The organism is Shewanella sp. ECSMB14102 (assembly GCF_000813075.1).
Taxonomy (GTDB): Bacteria; Pseudomonadota; Gammaproteobacteria; order Enterobacterales; family Shewanellaceae; genus Shewanella; species Shewanella indica.
The window spans coordinates 1-22558 of record NZ_JWGX01000053.1 but is presented as its reverse complement, the minus strand read 5'-3'; the positions used below and the strand labels follow the sequence as shown (position 1 = coordinate 22558).

The window sequence follows — 22558 nt, the reverse complement described above, 5'->3', positions numbered from 1 at the left end:
CTCGGTTACCCCTGTTGGCCAACGGCTGCCACTATACGTATCTGTTTCTCGTCTGGGATCTCCTGATAAGAGATCACCCGCAGATTGGGAATAGTGTGCTTAACAAAACGAGACAGGGTTGAACGCAGCATGCCGGATGTCAGCAATATGGCGGGCTGACCGACCATTTCCTGCTTCTGGGCTGCGCCTGCCAGTGACTGTTGCATACGCTCTGCCAGTCCCGGCTCGATATTCGGACCTTCGCCCCCTGTCGCCTGCATTGACTGATGCAACATCTGTTCCAATTCTGGCGCCAAAGTTATGACGGGGATTTCCGGCTCAGGACCGGCTATCTCCTGCACTATCATACGCTTGAGGGCAATACGCACTGCGGCGGTCAACACCTCGGTATCATTACTCTTGGGCCCATACTCAAGCAAAGTTTGCACTATGGTACGCAGATCCCGAATCGACACCCCTTCATTAAGCAAGTTTTGCATCACTTTAACCACATTACCCAAGGTCATCACATCGGGAATAAAACCATCGACCAATTTGGGCGAATGCTTGGCCAGCATATCCAGCAACTGTTGCACTTCTTCGTAGCCCAGCAGTTTGGAAGCGTTGTTGGTCAAAAGTTGGCTGAGATGGGTAGCGACTACCGTTGCGGCATCCACAACCGTGTACCCCAGTGTTTGGGCGTGCTCTCTGAGCTCGGGTGCAATCCAAACCGCATCCAGGCCAAAGGCGGGATCTTTGGTTTCTATGCCATCAAGCTTACCAAATACCTGGCCCGGGTTGATTGCCAATTCGCAATCGTGACGCACTTCGGCTTCACCACTTGCCACCCCCATCAAGGAGATACGATAGGCATTGGGGGAAAGGTCCAAATTGTCGCGGATATGCACCGCCGGCACCAGGAATCCCAGCTCCTGGGACAGCTTCTTGCGAACCCCTTTGATACGGCCAAGAAGCTCGCCGCCCTGACCTTTATCCACCAAAGGAATAAGGCGATAACCTACCTCCAAACCTATGGTGTCAACATGACGCACATCATCCCAGCTAAGCTCTTTGGGTTCGCTAAGGCTTTTCTCGGTCGGCCCTTTCTTGGCCAGCTCCAGCGCCTGTTGTTTGTTCTTTTCATTGCGCTTATAGATGAAGAAAGCGCCCACTGAGGTCAGTACTGCAAAGGTTAAAAATGCCAGATGTGGCATGCCGGGTACTATTCCCATCACAAAGAGCACGGCCGAAGCGATCATTAAAGATTTGGGATTGTCGAACATCTGCTGTACGACCTGCTGCCCCATATCGCCGGACTCATTCTGGCGGGTCACCATCAGCGCCGCAGCAATCGACAACAGCAGCCCTGGGATCTGCGCTACCAGGCCGTCACCTATGGTCAGCAGGGTGTAAATCTCTACCGCTTGGGAAAAACTCAGCCCGTGCTGGACTATACCTATGATGAAACCACCCAGAATGTTGATCACCAAGATCAAAATACCGGCAATCGCGTCCCCTTTCACAAACTTGGAAGCACCATCCATAGAGCCGTAAAAGTCAGCCTCGCGGGTCACCTCTTCGCGGCGCACCCTGGCCTGTTCCTGGTTAAGGATCCCGGCATTGAGGTCAGCATCAATCGCCATCTGTTTACCCGGCATGGCGTCCAAGGTAAAGCGAGCACTTACCTCAGAGATACGCCCTGCACCTTTGGTCACCACGGCAAAGTTGATGATAATCAGAATGAGGAACACCACCAGACCCACGGCATAGTTACCGCCGATCACCACCGAGCCGAAGGCTTCAATCACTTTACCGGCGGCATCACCACCATTGTGACCCTCAAGCAACACCACCCGGGTAGAAGCGACGTTAAGCGCCAGTCTGAGCAGAGTGGCAACCAGCAAAACAGTCGGGAAAGCGGCAAAATCCAGCGGCCTTTGGGTATAAACAGCCACCAAGAGCACCACCAGCGCCAAAGCGATATTGAAGGAAAACAAGATATCCAGCAAAAAGGCCGGCATAGGCAAAACTATCATGGCCAATGTCGCCAGCACCAAAAGCGGCGTGCCTACGCCCTTGAAGTTTGCCGGTTTTACTTGCCTCAGTTGCCCGAGCGTCGCTTTAACATCCATTCACTATTAGCCTGAAGTTTGACACTTGGGCTGAGTTCAGCAAGTTTCGCGCCAAGTTCACCTCAATACTGCTTGTATTCATCCGGAATGGGTTGATTGAGAGGAATAGGTTTGGGCCGTGTGCCCTTGCCTTTTTGGTATTGCCTGAGCTGGAACACATAAGCGAGCACTTGGGCCACAGCGGTGAAAAGACCTTCAGGGATCTGTTGATTAAGCTTGGTGGTATGGTAAATCGCCCGCGCCAATGGCGGCGCCGACACTATGGCGACTTGGTGCTCCCTGGCAATTTCACGGATTTTAAAGGCCACATCGTCGACACCTTTGGCAAGCACAAAGGGCGCCGGTGACTTGTCGACATCATATTTTATCGCCACCGCAAAGTGCTCAGGGTTAACCACTATCACATCGGCATTGGGCACTTCGGTCATCATCCGCCGCTGGGCCATCTCCCTTTGCAACTGGCGAATACGGCCTTTGACTTCAGGCTTGCCTTCAGTGTCTTTGTACTCGTCCTTGACTTCCTGTTTGGTCATCCGCAACTGTTTGGCGTGATTCCAAATTTGAAACGGCACATCGATCACCACTATCACTAAGGTCGAAGCGCAGAGTAGAATAAAGATCCATACCAAGAGCTCCAGTGCATGGCGTATATTGCCCGGCAGGTGATCCTGCGACAACCTCAGGATATCGTCGAAATAAAAACTCAGCAGCAGATAGGCCGATAGCGCCACCACAGAAAACTTGGCAATCCCCTTGGCCAACTCCACCAGCGCCTGTACCCCAAACATACGTTTGAAGCCGTTCAAAGGATTCATCTTGCTGCCCTTGGGCATAAATGCCTGGGCCGAGAAACTAATACCACCGAGGACAATATTACCGACAAAGGCCACGAAACCGAGAAACAGAATAAAACCGGCCATAGGCCAACCCAACTCGGCGGCAACTATACCCCAGACATTGAACAGACTATTGGTATCGAATATCTGATCCCGCTCCATGGAGAAGAGACGGCTCATGACCGAGGCCAGACTGGCAGCCAGACTTGGCCCCAACATGGCAAAACCAAGAGCTGCAGCCAATAATACCGCTGAAGTGCCTAACTCTTTTGACCTTGCAACCTGCCCTTTCTCTCTGGCCTGTTGCAAGCGCCTGGAGGTTGCCTCCTCGGTTTTTTCCTGCCCATCTTCGTTTTCTGCCATCAGGGCACTCCATCCAGATTACAGGTCAGCTCCAGCATGTCACACAGCAACAGCTGCGCCGCATGCCAAACCTCATCGAAGTGAGCCATCACAGGCCCCAGCGTCAGCCACAGAATAATCAGCCCGCCTATCATGGTGACGGGAAAACCTATGGCAAAGATGTTCAATTGTGGCGCCGCCCGGGTCATTACCCCGAAAGAAAGGTTAACGGTAAGCAAAGCCACAATGGCCGAGATAGACATGGTCAAGGCGGCACCAAACATATAGCTGCCCCACTCGGCCAGGGTACGATAGTTGGCGATTTTTATCCCTTCATTGGATACCGGCAAGGTTTCAAAGCTTGCCACCAACATACGTATCATCACCAGGTGACCATCGACCGCCAGGAAGATCATGGTGGTGAGCAGCAAAAAGAAGTTACCTATCACAGGTGTCTGCTGCCCTGAGCTGGGATCCACCATGGAAGCAAAGCCCAAACTAGTTTGCATACCTATTATCTGCCCGGTCAGTACAAAGGTTTGCATAATGAGCAAGGTGACAAACCCCATGGCAGTGCCGATAAGAATTTGCTGAGCAGTAATAAATACCGCCGCCAGAGAGAAAAGCTCCACCCCGGGCATGGGCGGCAGGACGGGGGCTATCGCCACAGTCATGGCCAGCGAAAGCAACAAACGGACTCTGGCTGGCGTGGTATTGGCACCGAAAACCGCCATCACCATCAACATGCTGGCCACCCGAAACAGGGGCCAAAGGTAGGCGGCCAGGGTTTGTTGAATGCTGTCGAACAATATCTCCATGGTTCAACCCACCACTTGCGGGATCCTGTGAACCATCTCGATAAAAAACTCCATCATGGTACGTACCAGCCAATGGCCGAGAAACATGAGTGCGAACAGAGTCATCAAGAGTCTGGGCAGAAAACTCAGTGTCTGTTCGTTAATAGAGGTTGCCGCCTGAAACACGGCCACAATCAAACCTATAACTAACCCGGGCACCACTATGGCCGAAACCATCAACACAATCACCGCCAGGGCTTCGCGAAAAATGTCGATCAGTGCCTCGGGAGTCATTTATGCCTCCTATAAACCGAAGCTGCCGGCGAGCGTACCCATCACCAGGGTCCAGCCATCGACCAGTACAAACAGCATAATTTTAAACGGCAAGGAAACAATCATGGGGGACAACATCATCATACCCATGGCCATCAGGATACTGGCCACCACCAAATCCAGTACCAGAAATGGCACGAACAGCATAAAGCCTATCTGGAATGCGGTCTTGAGTTCACTGGTGATAAAGGCCGGGATCACCACAGTCATGGGAGCATCTTCAGGATTGTTGATATTCTGATAACCTGAGATCTCAATAAAGGAGTTGAGATCTGTGGTGCGGGTCTGCGACAACATAAACTTTTTAAGCGGCGATTGTCCGGCATCGAATGCCTGCTGCAAGGTCATACTGTCATTCATGTAAGGTTGCACCGCATCATCATAGATACGGTCAAACACTGGCGCCATGATAAAGAAGGTCATAAACAGGCTCATACCAATAAGAACCTGATTGGAGGGAGTCTGCTGCAGCCCTATCGCCTGCCGCAAGATAGACAAGACGACTATGATTCGGGTGAAAGAGGTCAGCATGATCACCATAGCCGGCAGAAAGCTCATGGCGGTCATCAGCAGTAAGATCTGCATGGTCACCGAATACTGGGTCGAACCATCTGCCCCGGTCGTCACGGTTACCGCAGGAAACAGCGCATCCTGAGCTTGGGCAAAGCCTGGCAACAATATCAGGGGAAGTAGCAGGAGTGGCCAATATTTCATCATGGTTTCACCCTGGCTTGTCTGAGCTTGGCGGCGAAGCTCTCGTTGTCTATAGTCACCGGCCGCTCCAGCTTATCCACCAGGGAAACTTGCGCCGCGGTAACTCCCAGCAGGTACTGTTGACCGTCCAACTCCACCAACACCAACCTTTCTTTTTGCCCCAGCGGGGTAACCGCCAGGGTCTTAATAGCCGATTGGCTGCCCGGCACCAGATTAAGGCGTTTAACCAGATAAGCCAGCACAAAAATCAGCGCCAGTACCAGGATAAGCCCACCCATCATGCTGGCCATAGTCGCCAGGCTACTGCCGCCGTCGTGAGTCAAGGCGGTTGCCGCCTGGGTCGTTGTTTGAGTCATGGCCACCGGCTTATTTAAGTTTCTTAATGCGTTCTGTCTGGCTTATCACATCCGTCAAACGGATACCGAACTTGTCGTTAACCACGACCACTTCACCGTGAGCAATCAAGGTGCCGTTGACCATCACATCCAGAGGTTCACCGGCGACTCTATCCAGTTCCACTACCGAGCCTTGGTTAAGCTGCAACAGATTGCGAATGCTGATAAAGCTGCGTCCCACCTCCATGGAGATAGTCACGGGAATATCCAAAATGGTATCCAGTTTGGCGGCTTCCTCTTCCGACAAGGGTTTGGCATCATTCTTCAGCTCATCCAAATCAACCGCTTTGGCCTCCTCTTCAGCCTGCTCAGCCATGGCGGCCGCCCAATCGTCCATCTCTTCAGTACTCATTCTCTCTCACCTTATATTTCCGAGATATCCTTGGATTTCCCTTTGCGGGTTACCAGCTGCAGTTCGGTCTTGACCGTTTCCGGACGCGGGATCTTGTCGCAGATCTTCAGCGCCAGGTTTTCCTTGACTCTCCCCAACTTACATCTGTAAGTAGGCAAGTCTTCAATCTTCATCACTATATGCTCAGGCAACTCAACCGGGATCACATCACCGGCCTTAAATTCCATCACTTCTCTTAAGGTCATCTCTTTTTCAAGCAAGCGCGCATCCAGCCCCACTTCGACATCCATGATCTCGTCTTTCAGCGCTTGAGACCAGCGCATATCGGTATCTTGCTTATCGCTTTGAACCCCGGCATCCAGCAACTCCCGGATTGGCTCGATCATAGAATAAGGCATGGTGATGTGGAAATCGCCACCACCACCGTCTACCTCAATATGAAAAGAGTTCACCACCACCACTTCGGTCGGGCTAACGATATTGGCCATCGCCGGGTTAACCTCTGAGTCCAGATAGTCGAATTCGACATCCATCACAGGCGCCCAGGCATCTTTGTAATCTTCAAAAATAATCTTCAACAGCAGTTGCACTATGCGCCGCTCTGTCGGGGTGAACTCCCGTCCCTCAATCTTGGCGTGGAAACGGCCATCACCACCGAAGAAGTTGTCCACCAGAATGAACACCAATCTGGCTTCCATGGTGATCAGTGCCGTGCCCTTGAGCGGACTAAAGCGCACCATATTCAAGCTGGTTGGCACAAACAGAGTGTGCACATATTCACCAAACTTGAGCATCTGTACGCCGTTAATGGAGACTTCGGCGGCCCGGCGCATCATGTTGAACATGCTGATCCGCAGGTGACGGGCAAAGCGCTCGTTGACAATTTCCAGAGTCGGCATCCGGCCACGGACGATACGATCCTGTGAAGAAAAGTCATAGGACTGAGCTTCAAGAGTCGACTCCTGCGAATCATCTTCTTCGACGTCGTCCACGCCATGCAGCAGCGCATCAATTTCGTCTTGGCTTAATAAATCACTCACGATATTGCCTTCGCCTCTTGTCCCTGTTACTGCATCACAAAGCCGGTAAACAGCACTTTCTCAACCACTTTTCGGCCTGTTACCGGTTGCAGCGTGTTTTGCACATTGAGCAGCGCCAACTGCCTGAGCTCATCCTTACCCGCCTGGCTGCTGAGCTTTTCGACATCGGCACCGCTGAAGGTAGTCAGCAGTGCATCTTCAATCAATGGAACATGCTTCCTGATAGTGACATCGTCATCACTGCCCCGCACCATAAGCTGCACCTTAATCTCCACCAGCCTGGAACGGTTGGCCCCCGGCAGGTTGAACAGAAATGGTCTGGGCATAGCGACATAGAAGGCTTCCCTGCTGTCGTTGACCTGAGTGACTTCGGTACCCTGCTCCCCCTTGGCTGCATCGTTCGCAGAATCATCTGAGCCACCCAGGAAAAACCACAAGCCAGCGCCAATCAGCAGCAACACCACCAGACCTATGCCACCGAAGATAAAGAGTTTCTTTCTACTTTTAGGCGCCTGCGCCTCTTGCAGCTCAAGCTCTTCTTGCTCTGCCATCCTCTTTCCTATCCCTTAATCAACCGCACTGCCCGCGGAAAAATGCCATCCCTATAGGTTACCTGCTCAGGCGTAATAATCTATACCCGAGCCATAACTTGTTGTGTGATTTGTGCTTTGTACCGTTTCTTCGACGGAAATTTCACCGTTGGCGCTCTCCTGGGCAAAACCACCGCCATTGCCACCTTGCTGCTCGCCTTGCTCACGACCACCTTGGGAAATATGGCTATCGGCCAGGTTCATTCCCTGCTCCTGCAACATTTCTCTCAATCTGGGCATAGCCTGTTCCAGCATATCCCGGGTTTGCGGTTGGGTGACATGGAACTGCACTTGGGTCTGATCGCCATGCACCTGAACCCTGACCATCATGGCTCCAAGCTCAGGTGGATCGAGACGAATTTCAGCCTGTTGCACACCATTACTGACCATGGTGATCAACTGCTGCCGCATCACGGGGGCAAAGCGTTGCACCATATCGGCGGTTTGCAGTGATTGCTCCATCCCCTGCCTCAACGACAGTTGATATTGGGCCATCTCTCCCCGCTGGGGAGGCTGTAATCCTTGTTGATGCAGCTGTTGCTGGAATGGGCTGATATCTGTCTGGGTTGATGCCGCATCACCCTTTAGCGCCTGATGTATGGCGTCACTCACAGGGCTTCGCACCTCGGCAGCAGTCTGAGTACCTTTCACCTCAGCCTTGACTAAGCTGGCGAGAACATCCTTGGCGACAGCTTTGTCACTCTTGCCGTCAGCGCCAACAGCAGTTGCCGCCGCGGCCACCGCAGCACCCAACTTGCCGGCAGTATCTGTCTTGGCCTTATCGGCAATTACGCTTTGCGCCAAGATCTTGTCACTCTTTTCCTCTGTGGCATTGAGCACAGCTTCACGAACCACAGCTGCCATACCATCCTGAGTCGCCGCCTTACGCGCTGACTTATCAGCATCCGGCCAACCCATTTGTTGCTCGCCTTGCTGAGACTTGGCCTTATCTGCCGTAACCGTCATATCAAGAGCCAGCAAAGGAGCATCTAAGGTTTCATCCTCTGCTTCGCTATCGCCTTTGCTTGCCGCTTTCTGATCAGTATCGGTCAGTTTGGCGCTGTCTTGTTCACTCTCGTCACTTTCGTCAGCGGTAATCAGTTCTGCGCCTTCCGGGCTATCTGTCGCTACTATGCCAAGCTCGACACCACTCTGTTTAAGGTTTTCCAGGAGCTGTATCTGTTCTTCGGGAGACATGGCCTTGATCTCATCTTCCTTGAGCCCGGTAAGTGCGGCAATCTGTGTTAGCAGACTTTGCTCATCGACTTCGGTGGCCATAGCGGTGACCATAGTGCCGTCTTCAGACGGCAAGTTCTTGCCCATGGCTATCTGCCCCAAAATGAGCGAGACATCAACGGCCTGTTCTGCATGGAGGTTTTCACTATCAAGACTGCCGCCGGTAAATGTCGGCTTAACGCTTTGTGAGTCAAATGAAAATTTAGTCTGCGCCTGTTGATAAGCGGCGAAAAAAGCTTCGTTATCAGTAGATTGTAGTGCATCTGTGGCGGAAACTCCCTTGCCGCCCGCATTGCCGATCAGGATATTGGATAACTGCTGCATGCCTTCCTCCAGCACCTAGGCCCTCAATAGATAAAGATAGGCCGAGTCAGAATTAATGTCTCTGTCTCAAATAAAGCAAAATTCACGCCAACAAAAAATATAGAGTGGATTATCAAGGAATTGTCCGGGAATGAAAGTCTGTGGAAGCTCAGTGGTTCAGCTTACGACGAAAAAACTGCTGGGAAGCAAACTCATCGATGAGTTTCTGCTCCTGTTTGGCGGCTTTGGCTTCGGCCTGCAGGGCTTTTTTCTCCAGCAACATCTCCACCGCCTTACGCTTTTGCTGCTTCTCCAGCCAATGTTGCTGCCGATAGCCCCGCTGCTTATCGGCCTCGGCAACCACGGCGAGTTGTTGCCCTATGGCATCATCTACCTGACGCACAAATCGATGAAACTGCTGGTAATAGGAGGCGCCAATGCTCTGCCCCTGCTGGGCATCGAGTTGCTTCATATAGTCAAGACGGTATTCCTGCAGCGCCTGCAACTGAGACTTACGCCTCTGGCATTCCATTTGCGCGGCTTTAAGCTGCAGTGCCGCCTGCTCTTCGGCTTCGACCGCCAGTTTCAACACTGTGTGCAAAGGATCGGGTTTCGCCATCTGTATTACTATTCCTTAAAATTGCCTGCCTTGCGGGCCTTAACCCGACTCTCTCAATCAGGCTCTGGCTACCCTATTCTCAGCACTTTTTTGTCGAGCCCCAAAACCCATGCACAGAGTGATATTACACCTTACATTGGGCTGCCAGCTGCCCCAACATCTGCTGGCAATCACTGAAACTAATAGCATCGCGCATCCCCTGCCGCAAAAAGGCGTTCATGGCGGGTTGCAGGCGTATGGCGTTGTCGATACGCGGATCCGAGCCTTGGGAATAGGCTCCGATGGAGATCAGATCCCGGTTTTGCTGGTAGAGCGAATACACCTGCTTGACGCGCCGCATCGCTTCGAGGTGCGCCTCACTTATCACCATAGGTGCCACCCGGCTGATGGAAGCTTCAATGTCTATCGCCGGATAATGCCCTGAGTCGGCCAAGGCCCGCGACAGCACTATGTGACCGTCCAAAATGGCCCGCGAGGCATCGGCAATGGGATCTTGCTGATCATCCCCTTCGGTAAGCACAGTATAGAAGGCAGTGATCGAGCCCTGCCCTTCACCGCCATTACCGGCGCGCTCCACCAAACGGGGCAACTTGGCAAATACCGAAGGCGGATAGCCTTTGGTTGCCGGCGGCTCACCGACCGCCAGGGCGATTTCCCGCTGCGCCTGAGCATAACGGGTCAGGCTATCCATCAACAGCAGAACATCATAGCCGAGATCGCGAAAATACTCGGCTATCCGAGTCGAGGTTTCGCAGGCGCGAAGGCGCATCAAGGGAGAGGTATCTGCCGGAGCAGCTATGACCACAGAGCGGGCCCGTCCCTCTGCGCCCAGGATCTCTTCGATAAACTCTTTTACTTCCCGGCCACGCTCCCCCACCAGGCCAACCACAATAATGTCGGCCGTGGTGCCGCGGGTCATCATGCCAAGAAGCACACTCTTACCCACGCCGGAGCCGGCAAAGAGCCCCATACGTTGGCCCTTGCCCACGGTAAGCATGGCATTGATGGCTCTGACGCCTACATCGAGCGGTTCGGTAATCGCCCGTCTGGCCAAGGGGTTGATTGCCGGGCTGTGGCGCGAGGCTTGTTCGTCTGTGTGCAGGGCGCCCATACCATCGAGCGGCTGGCCGTTACCGTCCAGCACCCGACCAAGAAGACTCAAACCAACGCTGAGCCCGGTTTGCTCACCAAGCGGCATCACTTTGGCTCCGGGCAGCACGCCCCTGAGTTCTTCCACCGGCATCAGATACAATAGCTCATCGTCAAAACCTATCACCTCGGCAATAAGCTTACCCGCCATGGTATCTATAGCGCAGAGACTACCGACCGGCGCCCGGCAACCACTGGCTTCCAGCGTCAGGCCAACCACCCGCACCAACTGGCCGCTGGCAACCGCTTGAAACGGCGCTTGCTTTTCGGCCAAGTGTTTGAGTTCACTCAGCAGTTGGCTTCGGCGCTGCTGCATCATGAGCGTCTCCTTCGCTGGGCTGTTCGCCCTCTTGACTTGCGGTCTCGGCCTTGTCGCTCACAACGGCTGTTTGTTCATCTGCAAGCGTTTGCCCCTGCTCGCTGTCCGGTATAGGCGGGCTTATCCTATCGTCTATTGCGGCCTGCTGCTGAGCAGCCCTTTTCGCCAACATGGATTGTTCGGCTTCAAGATTGGCAAACACCCCGTCCAAACGGGTTTCCAGACGCATATCCACTTGCGAGCGTTGGCTGTCCACCACACAATCGCCCCGGTTGAGGCCGGGATCGGCTTCCAGTGTCCAGCGGTTACGTGCCAGTTGTTCTTCACCGTAGAGCTCGCTGACCAAAGCCATATCTTCGGGATGCAGGCGCAGATTCACTTTCTGCTCTTTGAGTGGCAGGGCATCTATCCCTTGCCTGAGCGCCGCCAGTATATGTTCCGGATGGGTTTTCAATTCATGGGCAATAAGATTGCGCGCCAAAGTGGCGACCAAGGTCAGTAGCGATTCTTCTATCCGGGTATCCAGCAGCGCCAGCGGCGCCTCGAACTGAGCGAGCAAAGCATCGAAACGTTCTATCATGGCGGCGGCCTGCTGTAGGCCTTCTTCCCGGCCTTGCTCAAGCCCCTGGGAAAAACCTTCACTGTGGCCCTGTTCCAAGCCCTGAAGACGCCCTTCCTCCAGGCCTTTGGCCAGCCCTTGCTCCTTACCTTCGGCAAAACCTTCCTGCTCGGCTTGCTCGCGGATAGATTCGATTTCAGCCAAAGTCGGTGGCGAAATAACTTCTTCGGCAACAGCCTTGGGCTCTATGCGTCCAGGTTTGTGACCAAACAGGTTACTCGGCTTAAACGGCATGGCGTCACCCACATCGGGCAACTGCCAATGAACAAACTCGTCTGCTTCATCCGGCGGCAAAATATTGTGGGGCACCTTTTTGTCTGTCATTCAAATTCGCCTGTCAGAGGAATTCTTCACTGCCGCCGCCACCGAGCATAATCTCTCCGGCATCGGACAAGCGACGGGCGATGGACAATATCTCTTTCTGGGCCACTTCCACTTCGCTGATACGAATTGGCCCCATGGCCTCGAGATCGTCACGCAGCAATTCGGCAGCACGTTTGGACATATTGCCGAGGATCTTTTCCTTCAATGGCTCGTCGGCGCCCTTGAGCGCCTTCATCAGTACATCCTGCTGCACTTCCCGCAGCAGCGTCTGAATACCACGGTCGTCGACATCGATGAGGTTTTCGAACACGAACATCAAGTCCTGGATCTGCTGCGCCATCTCTTCGTCGGACTCGCGCAGGGTTTCCATCAGTTGGCTCTCCACCCCGGTATCCAGGTAGTTCATAATGTTGGCAGCAGCCTTCAAACCACCCATCTTGGCCGCCTGGGCGCCACCCTGACCGGCAAACTGTTTCTCCATGATGTCGTTCAGCTCCTGCAGTGCTGCAGGTTGCACCTCTTCGAGGTTGGCGATACGCATCATCAAATCGAGACGGGTGTTTTCCGGGAACTGGGCAAAGATTTCCGCCGCCTGATCCGGTTCAAGATAGGACAAAACAATGGTTTGGATCTGCGGGTGTTCGTTCTGGATGATAGTCGCCACCTGTCTGGCGTCCATCCACTTGAGCGAGTCGAGGCCTTTGGCGCCACTGCCCATGACAATCTGCTCGATAAGATTACCGGCCTTGTCTTCACCCAACGCGGTAGTCAGTGCCTTACGCACAAACTCTTCGCTGTTAAAGCCGATGGAGGAGTATTTCTGGATATCATCCAGAAACAGCTTGTGAACCGCCACCACCTTCTCCTGGCCGAACTCCTGCATGGCCGCCATGGCCATACCCACCTTTTGAACCTGTTTGGGTTCCAAGTGTTTGAGAATAGAGGCCGCATCGGCTTCACTGAGACTCAGCAACAAAATGGCGGTCTTCTCAATCCCGTTGAGATTCTTGACGTCGAAGCCGCTCTCGGCTGGTTTATCCGCTTTTTTTTCAGGCATCTTCTTGCAACCAGTTCTTCACCACTTGGGTGGACAGTTCAGGTTCATTGGCCACCAGAGCACGTATGGCCTTAATCATATCATCATCTTTGTGCAGATCCGGTATCAGAATCGAACCGTCATCGGCATAGCTGTATTCACTTTCAGGGCGGTTGAGCATGCCCAGGGTGTCGGCAGCGTACTGATCTTCAATGTCTGCCAGCTCGTGCCCCAGCGCAGGTTCATCCGGCATATTCTGGCCATCGGGGTAGATGAGGCGCTTGAGCATGGGACGCACCACGAACAGGATAAGCACCAAAATCACCAAGGCACCTATGCCGAGTTTCATCGCCCGCCAGAACCAGGGCTGCTCCCACAGAGGTGGCTCAGGCAGGTCTTCAACCAGCTGATCCATAAAGGGCACAGTCACCACTTCTATCATGTCGCCCCTTTGGCTGTTGAAGCCAACGGCGCCTTCCAGCAAGCGACGGATATTGGCCATCTCTTCACCTGTGCGAGGCACTCTGGCGACCTGACCATTTTCACCGGCAGCCCCAGCCTTGTAGTCGACCGCCACTGAGACACTGACCCGGCGTACCACACCTATCTGCTGCCGGGTATGGCTGATGGTGGTATCCAGCTCAAAATTACGGGTCGCTTCCCTATGGCTGTTGCCTGAAGTAGCACTGCTGCTTTGCGTCGCATCGGCAGCGTTTTCAGGAATATTGGACTCCATCGGCGGCTGATTGGAAAGGGCTCCGGGGATACCGCCACTGCTGCCACCGACACTGTTGTTTTCAACTGTCATTTCACTGCGAAGTGATGGCAGATCCGGGTTGAAACGCTTGGCAGTTTGCTCGACGGCGGTGAAGTCCATGCTGACATCCACCTGAGAGGTGAAGTTTTCCGGGCCGAGAATGGGCATCAGAATCGAGTCAATTTTGTTGCGGTATTCGTTTTCTTTTTGTTGTACCAGTTCCAGCTCGCGCCTGGCGCGGGCAGATACCCCGTCCTGACTGCCTGAATTCAGCAAACGGCCGTTGGAGTCTGTCACTGTCACCCGACTGGGATCCATGTCATGAACCGCTGAGGCGACGATATCCACTATCGCATCAACCTCCTCCTGGCCCAAACCGCCCCTGCGGGTATTGACCACCACAGTGGCACTTGGCTTGGCACGGTTGCGGGCGAACACATTTTCCTTTGGCAGCGCCAGGATCACCTTGGCGCGGCTGACACTATTGAGCTCTTCAATCGCCCGCGCCAGGTTCATCTCCTGACTCTGCTTCAGCCGTGCCTGCTCCATCCGCTGGCTGACACCAAAGCCGGAGTCCTGACTCAGATAATCCTTGGCATCGGCGCTGGAATCTATACCGGCGCGGCTCAGCATCATCTTCACGTCCTGATATTTATCTTCAGGAACAGTTATCACATCGACTTCAATCTTGTACGGCACCCGGTTCTTATCCAGTACATCGAGTACTTGTACCATCTCCTGAGTGTCCATCTTGCCCAGTGGCCGATATTCAGGCTCCTGAGCCCAGATCATCACAAATACCGCCAGCGCCAGACAGATAGCCAATGCCAGGATCATGGTGATCTGCCGCAACATATCGACTCCCCCGAGGGAACCCAATACACCCGACTTGTTTTCCTGTTGGACCCCATCCAGCGTAGTTCCAGCGGCGGAAACATTGGATCCTGCTACTAATTCTGTGCTCACTGTGCGTTCCTGTTATCCGGGATCTGTGATGCAAGCAGGCCTTAAACAGGCATGCTCATAATCTCTTTGTAAGCTTCGACCAGCTTGTTGCGCACCTGCACTGTAGCCTCGAAGGCAACGCTGGCTTTCTCGCGGGCAATGACAGTGTCAGACAGAGAAACAGTGGTGTCGCCCATCTCCAGCCGGGTAGCCAGATTGGATGATGTGCTTTGCAGCTCACTGACATTGCCGACCGCCTGGGCCAGCAATTGGCTAAAGTCGGCCCCTGAGGTATTGCCCACCTGACGTACAGGCGAAGACTGAAATCCCGTTGGGGCAATTTCACCTTTAAGTGATTGCATTTCCTGCAATAAAGAATTGGCACCTATTTGCATCTTCTCACTCCTGTCGTCAGCGAATTGACGAAAAATCTGGGTTACCGGACTCTATGCAATTAGTTTGCCAAAAGTGGAAAAAACAAGATTGAGAGAGCTAAAGGCCCTGAATTCAAGCAGAGCCAGAGGAAAGACAAAAAGGATTGGAAAGCGGCCTGACGGCCACTTTGGGAGATGACTCAGGCGGGCACCTCTATGCCCATCTCACGCATACGCGCCATCTTGTATCTGAGAGTGCGGGCACTGATCCCAAGCTTCTCGGCCACCAGCTTACGGCTGCCCTGACACTGAGCCAGAGTCTCGAGAATAATTACATGCTCCTGAGCCTTGAGTTCATCACCGAGTGCTTCCGGCGTTTCCTGGGCTGTGGTATCTCCCAGCGCAACATCCTGCAGATCGATAATAATATCGCCGGCTTCTATCTGCCCTTGATTCAAGATCAGTGCTCGCTGGATCACGTTATCCAGCTCACGGACATTCCCCGGCCAGCGGTGGGCCAACAAACGCCGCACAGCAGCATCGCTGAGAGTTGGAACCGGGTTAATCGCCGCATTTTCGGCATGGCGTGCCAACAGATGCTTGGCCAGCGGAATGATATCCGCCGGTCGTTGATTCAGTGCCGGCCAGGCAAGCGGGAACACATTGATCCTGTAATAAAGATCTTCGCGAAACTCGCCCTTGGACACCATATCTTTCAGATCCCGGTTGGAAGTTGCCAGCACCCTGACATCGAGCTTAATGGTCTTGCGGCCACCCAGGCGTTCAACCTCACGCTCCTGCAGCACCCGCAGCAGCTTGGCCTGCAAAGACAGCTCCATTTCGGAAATCTCATCGAGCAACAGGGTGCCGCCATGAGCCTGTTCAAACTTGCCGGGGCAAGCCTGATAAGCCCCGGTAAAGGCGCCTTTTTCGTAGCCAAACAAGGTGGCTTCGAGCATATTTTCCGGGATGGCGGCGCAGTTAATCGCCACAAAAGGCCCGTCAGGTCTTTGGCTATGCTGATGAATATAGCGAGCCAGCACCTCTTTGCCCGAACCGCTGGGGCCACTTATCATCACAGAGGCGTCAGAGGCGGCTACCCGCTGCGCCAATGCCAGCAAGGCCAAGCTCTTTTCATCGGCCACTACGGGGCTGCCACTAACCACTTTGGGACGTAAATAACGACTCACCTGATTAAGCAGCACCTGAGGAGCAAACGGCTTGGCGAGATAATCTACCGCCCCCAATTTGATGGCACTAACTGCATTATCGATAGTGGCATAGGCCGTCATCAACAGGACCGGCAACTGCGGATGCTGCTGACGCAGATAATCCAGCAGTCCCATACCGCCGATACCCTCCATCTGTACATCGCTTATCACCATGTCAAAACGATTACCTTTCAAAGCCGTTATCGCTTCTTCGGCACTGGCGACATCGACGCACTCATAGCTGGCCAGCAACAAGGTATCGAGCAACGCTTCCCGAAGCGCGGCGTCATCTTCCACCAACAGAATTTTTGCTTCGCTCATACCGCCCCCCCTTGAGAAGCTGTCGTCAGCGGGAATGTCAGCGTAACGGTACAACCGGCGCCCAACTCACAGCTGAGATCCAATTTGCCGCCGTGGCTGCGCACGACTGACTGCACCACCGCCAGCCCAAGCCCTGTACCCTGACGCTTGGTGGTGAAGAAAGGCTCCAACACCTGTTTTTGCATCTTGCTATCAAGCCCCTTGCCGTTATCTATCACATCAAGGCGCAGTGCCTGGTCACAGCTCAGACGCAGAATGACGTTTGTGGCACCGGCTTCCAGGCTATTGATCACCAGATTATTGATGGCAGAGCTCAATCCATGAAGATTAACCTGCATCTCGCGGTCACCTTCAAGTTGCAGACTCAATTCGGCGTTTTGCTTAGCGGCAATTGGCTCGCAGTTGGCCATCACTTTTTCCAGCACTGTCGAGAAAGGCACTCTGTCGCAGGCTTCCTCTTGCTTACCTTTGGCAATCAACAACATATCATTGACCTGCTGCTCCAACTCGGAAAGTCTGTCGAGCAGTTTGCCCTGAAAACGCTCTTTGGAGCCGGTATCCAGCCTTGGGCTGCCCAAATTGGCGGCATAAAGTAAAGCGGCAGAAAGCGGAGTGCGTATTTGGTGCGCCAAAGTGGCAACCATTTTTCCCAGAGCAGACAGGCGTTCAAGGTGGGAAAGGTTTTGCTGCAATAGCCGGGTTTCGGTGAGATCGGTCAGCATAATCAGCTGCCCCTGCTCCGGTGTCAGCGGCGTAATCGCCAGTTTCACCCGGCGGCCATTGCGCAGGGAAACTTCATGACCATCGTCTTTTTGCGGTGCGAAGGCGCGATTGATAATAGTGAGCCAGCGCTGACCCACCAGAGGAACACCCAACAAAGATTCGGCAACCGGGTTGGCTTCGCTGACCAAGCCGTCACCATTGAGGATAACGACGCCCGAAGGCATGGCCTGCAGAATATGCTCCATACGATTGGACATATTGGCGGCTTCCCTTACCGGGATCCATTCGCGGCCATGATGAGAGATGGTTTCGAGCTGTGCCAGCGGGCTTGCGGACATATTAACCCCGTCAAAAATACGATGCTGACAGGGTTAATGCAGACTTTATGCCAACTTAAAAGTCAAAAATTATCAGGATATTAATCTTTACTCATGCCGTATTTACGCATTTTCTCCACCAGAGTGGTACGGCGAATACCAAGCATTTCCGCGGCGCGGGCAACGACATTATCCTGCTGATCCAGTGCTTGGCGTATCATATCGATTTCCAACTCAGCCAAGAGATCCTTGAGATTGACTCCTTCAGGCGGCAGCTCACTGGGGAAACGGGTATCAGGCAGATCAACCGGTTCTTCGTCATTGAAGATAGATGCCAAGGCATCACGCTCAAGCTGTTCTTCGCTAACCTCAACCGAGTACTCGGGCACATCAATATGACGGTATTTAACCGGTAGATCATTAACGTCGACCAGACCACCCGGATAGAGGATAGTTAACCTCTCAACCAGATTGGACAGTTCACGGACATTACCGGACCAGCCATGTTCCTTAAGCGAGTCGATGGCACGCTGGGTAAAACGCACCCGGCCCTTACCTTCGTTGAACACCCGGCTGACCAACTCCTGCAATAATAGCGGGATATCATCCCGGCGCTCACTAAGGGGCGGCATTTCGATGGGAAATACATTGAGACGATAGAAGAGATCTTCGCGAAACTCCCCTTCTTCAATCATGGTTTCCAGATTTCTGTGAGTCGCGGCCACTACCCGTACATCGGCGTTAATCGCCTTGTTGCCACCCACACGTTCAAACACTCTCTCCTGCAACACCCGCAGCAACTTGACTTGCATCTGCAGTGGCATATCGCCGATTTCATCGAGGAACAGAGTGCCGCCTTCGGCCAGTTCAAAACGCCCCTTACGGGAGCTGATGGCACCGGTAAAAGAACCTTTCTCATGACCAAACAGTTCACTTTCCAACAGTTCCGGCGGAATGGCACCGCAGTTGACCGGAATAAAAGGGCCATCACGACGCTCTGAAAGATAATGGATATTACGGGCAACCACTTCTTTACCGGTACCAGAGGGGCCCAGCACCAACACTGTGGCATCAGAGCCGGCCACCTGGTTGATCAGGTGGCGCACATTGGCGATACCTTCGCTACGGCCAACAAGACTGCGGAACAGTTTGGTTTGATTGGCACTGGTAGGTACCTGAGGCCGCTTGACCTGGCCAAAAACCTGACAGAAGTGCAATAACTCGGTTAACTGGGAATAGCTCAGGGGTTCATCAATCCGGCCAAGCAGATTCGAGGAGCTAATGCTACTCTGCCCAAGCAGTAACATGGGCTGCCATGGCAGTTTGAACATCAGTGATTGTAATGCATCACCCTCTACGCTATCTGCAACCAAAATCATGGCCCGACATCGAGTTTCCGGCGATTGTGCATCAATTGTATCGGGAGCCACGACTTCGACTTGCTCACCAATAAACTCTAAAACACAAGACAAGCGATTGGTACGCTCAGAGGGGGGTCCGACAAGTAAAATTCGTTGATCTGTATGCATCATTCAGTGGGCCGCTAAGCTTTGGCAATTATGGATTCGCATTAATTATTAGTGTTAGTTGCTCTGGAAAGTCTGGCAATGCTTTCTTCACATACTCAGCTAAATTTGTAGCAATGCTGAATATTGTATTATCGGCACGATATAAGCAAGCCTAGGATGGCTTTTCTGCCTACCCCTTCCAGATTTTAGTCTAAATTCAGGGTATAAACGTCGATATCGTCAATTAAATGACGAACGTCAAAAAGGCGCCTTAAGCGCCTTTGTTCAGAGTGAGCAATAACTCAGCGGTTTTCTTCGTGAGCCGTAAGATGATGTTTATCGGCGGGGATAGCATCCCAGGCTTCTTTGATATCCCGCAGCACAGCCGCAACATCATCCAGAGCCTGCACATCATTGTTGAGATTCGCCTCTGTAATACGCCGCAGCATAAAGTCATACAGATTATTGAGGTTGGTAGCGATCTCACCACCGGCTTCCATTACCAAGCTTCCTCTTAACCCCTGGATAATACCAATAGCTTTACCCAAGAGGACGCCTTTTTGGGCAACATTATTTTGCTCCATCGCAGCTTTGGCCTGCGCGATTCTTTCCAAAGCCCCGCTGAACATCATTTGAGTGATTTTATGAGGACTCGCCTCAGAAAGCTGGCTTTCCAGAGAAACTGTTCTATACGACTGCAGTGAACCTCTCATAGCTCGTTCCTACCTTTCAAAATCTAGGGATCGATAAACATTCAGTTTGCGATCATTCCCCCGGAGCGTAATCAAAGTATCGGCATAGGCTTTCCTAACAACAGAAATCCGACGTTCTATGTCCAAAGTCAGTTGGTGTTGTTGTTCCAATGCATCTTGACTACTTTCCAGCGGTAATGTTACCAACTGTTCGATTAATTTTTGGCGCTCGAATACCAATTCATGCAAGACTCTGGCCAACTCTTCATGATCTTCCAGTTGCTCCATCAAGCATTGCTCAAGTTGGTCAACTACACCCACAAGCTTCTTGGACAAAGTTGCCAACTCATTCAACAGTATCTGCTGATCCAAATTCAATTAACCTCCGTAATAGAGTTACTTATCTTTGGATACCAATCCAGGGAGAGAATTCAAACGCTGACTCAGCAAGGCTCCTTGGGAGTTGAGTTGGCCAACCAGTAAATCCATCGCATTGTATTGTTTAGTGAGTCTAGCCTCATAAGCCTTCATTTTTAATTCCAGAGACTCGCGTTCATCTCCAATCCTGGCCAGACGATTATCCAGTGATTCATCACGACTATCGAGCAATCCGCCAGTTTGGACATAGGTATCACCAACGCTTTTCATTTTAGCCGCGAACCCATTCTCTTCATTGGTAAAAAAGTCTGTGACATTGGCTAAATCATTTTCCAGCACTTCTTTTAGACGATCTTCATCAAGTTCCAAAGAACCATCGCGGGTAGTCTTGATCCCCAGATTGGCCAACGCCATACCTTCACCGTAAGACGATGAGATGGCCCCCCTAAATTGCCCTTGTAAACTCCGGATAAGAGAGTCACCTTGAAATACACCTGACTGCTTGGTCTTAGGATCATAACTCGACATCCCACGGGCCGTTTCCATCATGCTGTTATAGGCATCAACAAACTCTTTAATCGCCTTGGTTGCCCCAGCCCTGTCCGGCTCTATGGTCAGAGTTGTGCTTTTATCGGCATCCGCATCTTTGAGGTTTAATGTCACCCCCTGAATGGCATTCTCAACCTCATTGGAATTTGATGTCACCTTCAATCCATCAACATACAATATGGCATCTTTAGCGGCTTGAACTTCCGTCATTGCAAAAGTATCTGCCAACGCAGTGCCAGTATCATCTGTAGCCGATAATTGAATCTGATTGTCTGTTCCGGTCTTATTGGAAGTCAGCACCATCTGGGGGCCGGCATCACTGTTGATAATAGTCGCCGTGACCCCTACATTATCCTCTGCGCTATTGATTTTTTTCACTATATCCTGCAGCGAATCATCACTGTTGACCTCAATTGCAAAGCTTTCACCTGCAACATCAATGTCCAGCGAACCACTGCCAATAGGGGAGGTCACGTCGGTTACATTGGCCGAACCCAGTTTCTGGCTCTGCGCCAACTGTTCAACCACCAGGTTGTAACTGCCGGCAACGGCATCCGGCGTCGCCTTGGCCGATAAATAATCGCTCTTGGATAAGTTGGAAGTAAAGCCGGTAAAGGTTTTGCTTTCAGACAAGGGTTTCAACTTATCCATAAACTCGGAAATACTGCTTTTCAACGCACCTATCGCCGAAATTTGAGTGTTGATCAACCCTTCTGTCTGATTGAGCCTAGCTTCCTTGGGGGCTTTCTCGGCATTAACCAAAGCAGAAACAATACCACTAATATCCAGCCCAGAACCTATGCCGGTCGCAGTTAAACCCGCCATGCTAACCTCCTAAATATTGTGACGTACCAGTTACGCCTCAGTCTTCATCAATACACCGGCAATTTCAGACATTTTCTCAGCCAAGGCCAAAGCCTCTTCGGAAGGAATTTGTCTTATCAGTTCACCCGAGTCCATATCCATCACACTAACAACTGGCATTCCTTGCATCTCATCGACCCTGAATTCCAACCCCTTACGCATCATGCTCATCATATCAGTCAGAGAATCTGTCAGCGCTATCAGGGTATCAGTATCTACTTCAGCCTCGACTGGCTTTGCGGACGCAACACCGGCTAGCTCTGTTGGATTCAAAGCAGCTTTCGTGCCAACTTCAGCCAACTTGTCTGAGCTGCTATTCTGTTGTGCCCTGTCATATTTTTCAGTTGCTGGCGTTGCCACAACTGAAATTGCAGGAGCCATTTGTATTTCACCGCTCATAGGTTTCTCCCTACTCACTGTTACGGTTTGCCACAAACTTAAGGACGCACTTTCATCCTTTGGACATCTGGCAATCGGTCACATCATAACCAGTACAACAAAAGCCATAAAGGACTAAAACATCATCCGGTGACATTGCAAACCCATTATTCCCGGTACGTCAAATAAAAGGGAGGGCACTAAGCCCTCCCCCTCCTGATTATAACCTTTTATGCCTTAATCGCTTGGATTACAGCAGTGACAGAGCCACCTGAGGCAACTGGTTAGCCTGGGCCAGCATGGCAGAAGATGTCTGAGACAAAATTTGCTGCTTGGTCATCTGTGCCGTTTCCTTGGCAAAGTCCACGTCCTGAATACGGCTACGGGCATCAGATACGTTGGTGCTAATGCTATTCAAGTTGTTGA

The 22558-nt window shown here is 52.3% G+C and carries 24 protein-coding genes; all 24 read right to left on the bottom strand.

From position 1 onward, the window contains the following. Positions 1-5 precede the first annotated feature (5 nt). On the bottom strand, positions 6-2111 hold the full coding sequence (gene flhA / locus RC73_RS16305) for a flagellar biosynthesis protein FlhA (protein ID WP_039035650.1): 2106 nt from the start codon (positions 2109-2111) through the stop codon (positions 6-8). Positions 2112-2173: 62 nt separating this feature from the next. Further along, complete coding sequence (gene flhB / locus RC73_RS16300; protein ID WP_039035649.1) at positions 2174-3310, bottom strand: flagellar biosynthesis protein FlhB; 1137 nt, start codon at positions 3308-3310, stop codon at positions 2174-2176. Next, complete coding sequence (gene fliR / locus RC73_RS16295; RefSeq protein ID WP_039035648.1) at positions 3310-4107, bottom strand: flagellar biosynthetic protein FliR; 798 nt, start codon at positions 4105-4107, stop codon at positions 3310-3312. Before fliR ends, flhB begins: the two co-directional genes overlap by 1 nt. Positions 4108-4110: 3 nt before the next feature. Next, complete coding sequence (gene fliQ / locus RC73_RS16290; RefSeq protein WP_039035647.1) at positions 4111-4380, bottom strand: flagellar biosynthesis protein FliQ; 270 nt, start codon at positions 4378-4380, stop codon at positions 4111-4113. Positions 4381-4389: 9 nt separating this feature from the next. Continuing rightward, positions 4390-5136 carry a flagellar type III secretion system pore protein FliP gene (gene fliP / locus RC73_RS16285; RefSeq protein ID WP_039035646.1) on the bottom strand — a complete coding sequence of 249 codons (747 nt, stop codon included), beginning with the start codon at positions 5134-5136 and terminating at the stop codon, positions 4390-4392. Beyond that, positions 5133-5489: a flagellar biosynthetic protein FliO gene (fliO, locus tag RC73_RS16280; RefSeq protein ID WP_039035645.1), complete on the bottom strand. Its 357-nt coding sequence runs from the start codon at positions 5487-5489 to the stop codon at positions 5133-5135. Before fliO ends, fliP begins: the two co-directional genes overlap by 4 nt. Before the next feature lie 10 nt (positions 5490-5499). Next, positions 5500-5880, bottom strand: coding sequence for a flagellar motor switch protein FliN (gene fliN, locus RC73_RS16275; RefSeq protein WP_039035644.1), 381 nt, complete (start codon positions 5878-5880; stop codon positions 5500-5502). A gap of 11 nt (positions 5881-5891) precedes the next feature. Then, a complete protein-coding gene (gene fliM / locus RC73_RS16270) occupies positions 5892-6920 on the bottom strand; it encodes a flagellar motor switch protein FliM (protein WP_039035643.1) in 1029 nt (342 codons plus the stop codon). 26 nt (positions 6921-6946) lie between these two features. Further along, positions 6947-7471 carry a flagellar basal body-associated protein FliL gene (fliL, locus tag RC73_RS16265; RefSeq protein WP_039035642.1) on the bottom strand — a complete coding sequence of 175 codons (525 nt, stop codon included), beginning with the start codon at positions 7469-7471 and terminating at the stop codon, positions 6947-6949. Between the two features lie 66 nt (positions 7472-7537). Continuing rightward, a complete protein-coding gene (locus tag RC73_RS16260) occupies positions 7538-9070 on the bottom strand; it encodes a flagellar hook-length control protein FliK (RefSeq protein WP_052248251.1) in 1533 nt (510 codons plus the stop codon). Positions 9071-9218: 148 nt separating this feature from the next. After that, positions 9219-9668 (bottom strand): flagellar export protein FliJ, encoded by a 450-nt coding sequence (fliJ, locus tag RC73_RS16255; protein ID WP_039035641.1) that lies wholly within the window; start codon positions 9666-9668, stop codon positions 9219-9221. 124 nt (positions 9669-9792) lie between these two features. Then, entirely contained in the window at positions 9793-11133 is a 1341-nt protein-coding gene (fliI, locus tag RC73_RS16250; RefSeq protein ID WP_028779131.1) for a flagellar protein export ATPase FliI, read from the bottom strand. Beyond that, a complete protein-coding gene (gene fliH / locus RC73_RS16245; protein WP_039035640.1) occupies positions 11102-12079 on the bottom strand; it encodes a flagellar assembly protein FliH in 978 nt (325 codons plus the stop codon). The genes fliI and fliH overlap by 32 nt, the downstream gene beginning before the upstream one ends. Before the next feature lie 13 nt (positions 12080-12092). Further along, entirely contained in the window at positions 12093-13136 is a 1044-nt protein-coding gene (gene fliG / locus RC73_RS16240; protein ID WP_025011061.1) for a flagellar motor switch protein FliG, read from the bottom strand. Beyond that, complete coding sequence (fliF, locus tag RC73_RS16235) at positions 13129-14838, bottom strand: flagellar basal-body MS-ring/collar protein FliF (protein WP_039035639.1); 1710 nt, start codon at positions 14836-14838, stop codon at positions 13129-13131. Before fliF ends, fliG begins: the two co-directional genes overlap by 8 nt. Before the next feature lie 41 nt (positions 14839-14879). After that, positions 14880-15212 (bottom strand): flagellar hook-basal body complex protein FliE, encoded by a 333-nt coding sequence (fliE, locus tag RC73_RS16230; RefSeq protein WP_039035638.1) that lies wholly within the window; start codon positions 15210-15212, stop codon positions 14880-14882. Between the two features lie 179 nt (positions 15213-15391). Continuing rightward, positions 15392-16723 (bottom strand): sigma-54-dependent transcriptional regulator, encoded by a 1332-nt coding sequence (locus RC73_RS16225; RefSeq protein ID WP_039035637.1) that lies wholly within the window; start codon positions 16721-16723, stop codon positions 15392-15394. Further along, positions 16720-17784, bottom strand: a complete 1065-nt coding sequence (locus RC73_RS16220; protein WP_039035636.1) for a sensor histidine kinase — start codon at positions 17782-17784, stop codon at positions 16720-16722. The genes RC73_RS16225 and RC73_RS16220 overlap by 4 nt, the downstream gene beginning before the upstream one ends. Before the next feature lie 80 nt (positions 17785-17864). Further along, the gene (locus tag RC73_RS16215; RefSeq protein WP_039035635.1) at positions 17865-19295 is read right to left on the bottom strand and encodes a sigma-54 dependent transcriptional regulator; all 1431 of its coding nucleotides are present in this window, start codon (positions 19293-19295) and stop codon (positions 17865-17867) included. Between the two features lie 278 nt (positions 19296-19573). Continuing rightward, on the bottom strand, positions 19574-19984 hold the full coding sequence (gene fliS, locus RC73_RS16210) for a flagellar export chaperone FliS (RefSeq protein WP_039035634.1): 411 nt from the start codon (positions 19982-19984) through the stop codon (positions 19574-19576). A 9-nt stretch (positions 19985-19993) separates the two neighbouring features. Then, on the bottom strand, positions 19994-20341 hold the full coding sequence (locus RC73_RS16205) for a hypothetical protein (RefSeq protein WP_039035633.1): 348 nt from the start codon (positions 20339-20341) through the stop codon (positions 19994-19996). 18 nt (positions 20342-20359) lie between these two features. Next, positions 20360-21715 (bottom strand): flagellar filament capping protein FliD, encoded by a 1356-nt coding sequence (gene fliD / locus RC73_RS16200; RefSeq protein ID WP_039035632.1) that lies wholly within the window; start codon positions 21713-21715, stop codon positions 20360-20362. A gap of 30 nt (positions 21716-21745) precedes the next feature. Continuing rightward, positions 21746-22153 (bottom strand): flagellar protein FlaG, encoded by a 408-nt coding sequence (locus tag RC73_RS20200; protein ID WP_224866650.1) that lies wholly within the window; start codon positions 22151-22153, stop codon positions 21746-21748. 229 nt (positions 22154-22382) lie between these two features. Then, positions 22383-22558, bottom strand: a 176-nt coding sequence (locus tag RC73_RS20195) for a flagellin (protein WP_268814492.1), incomplete at its 5' end; no start/stop codon positions are given.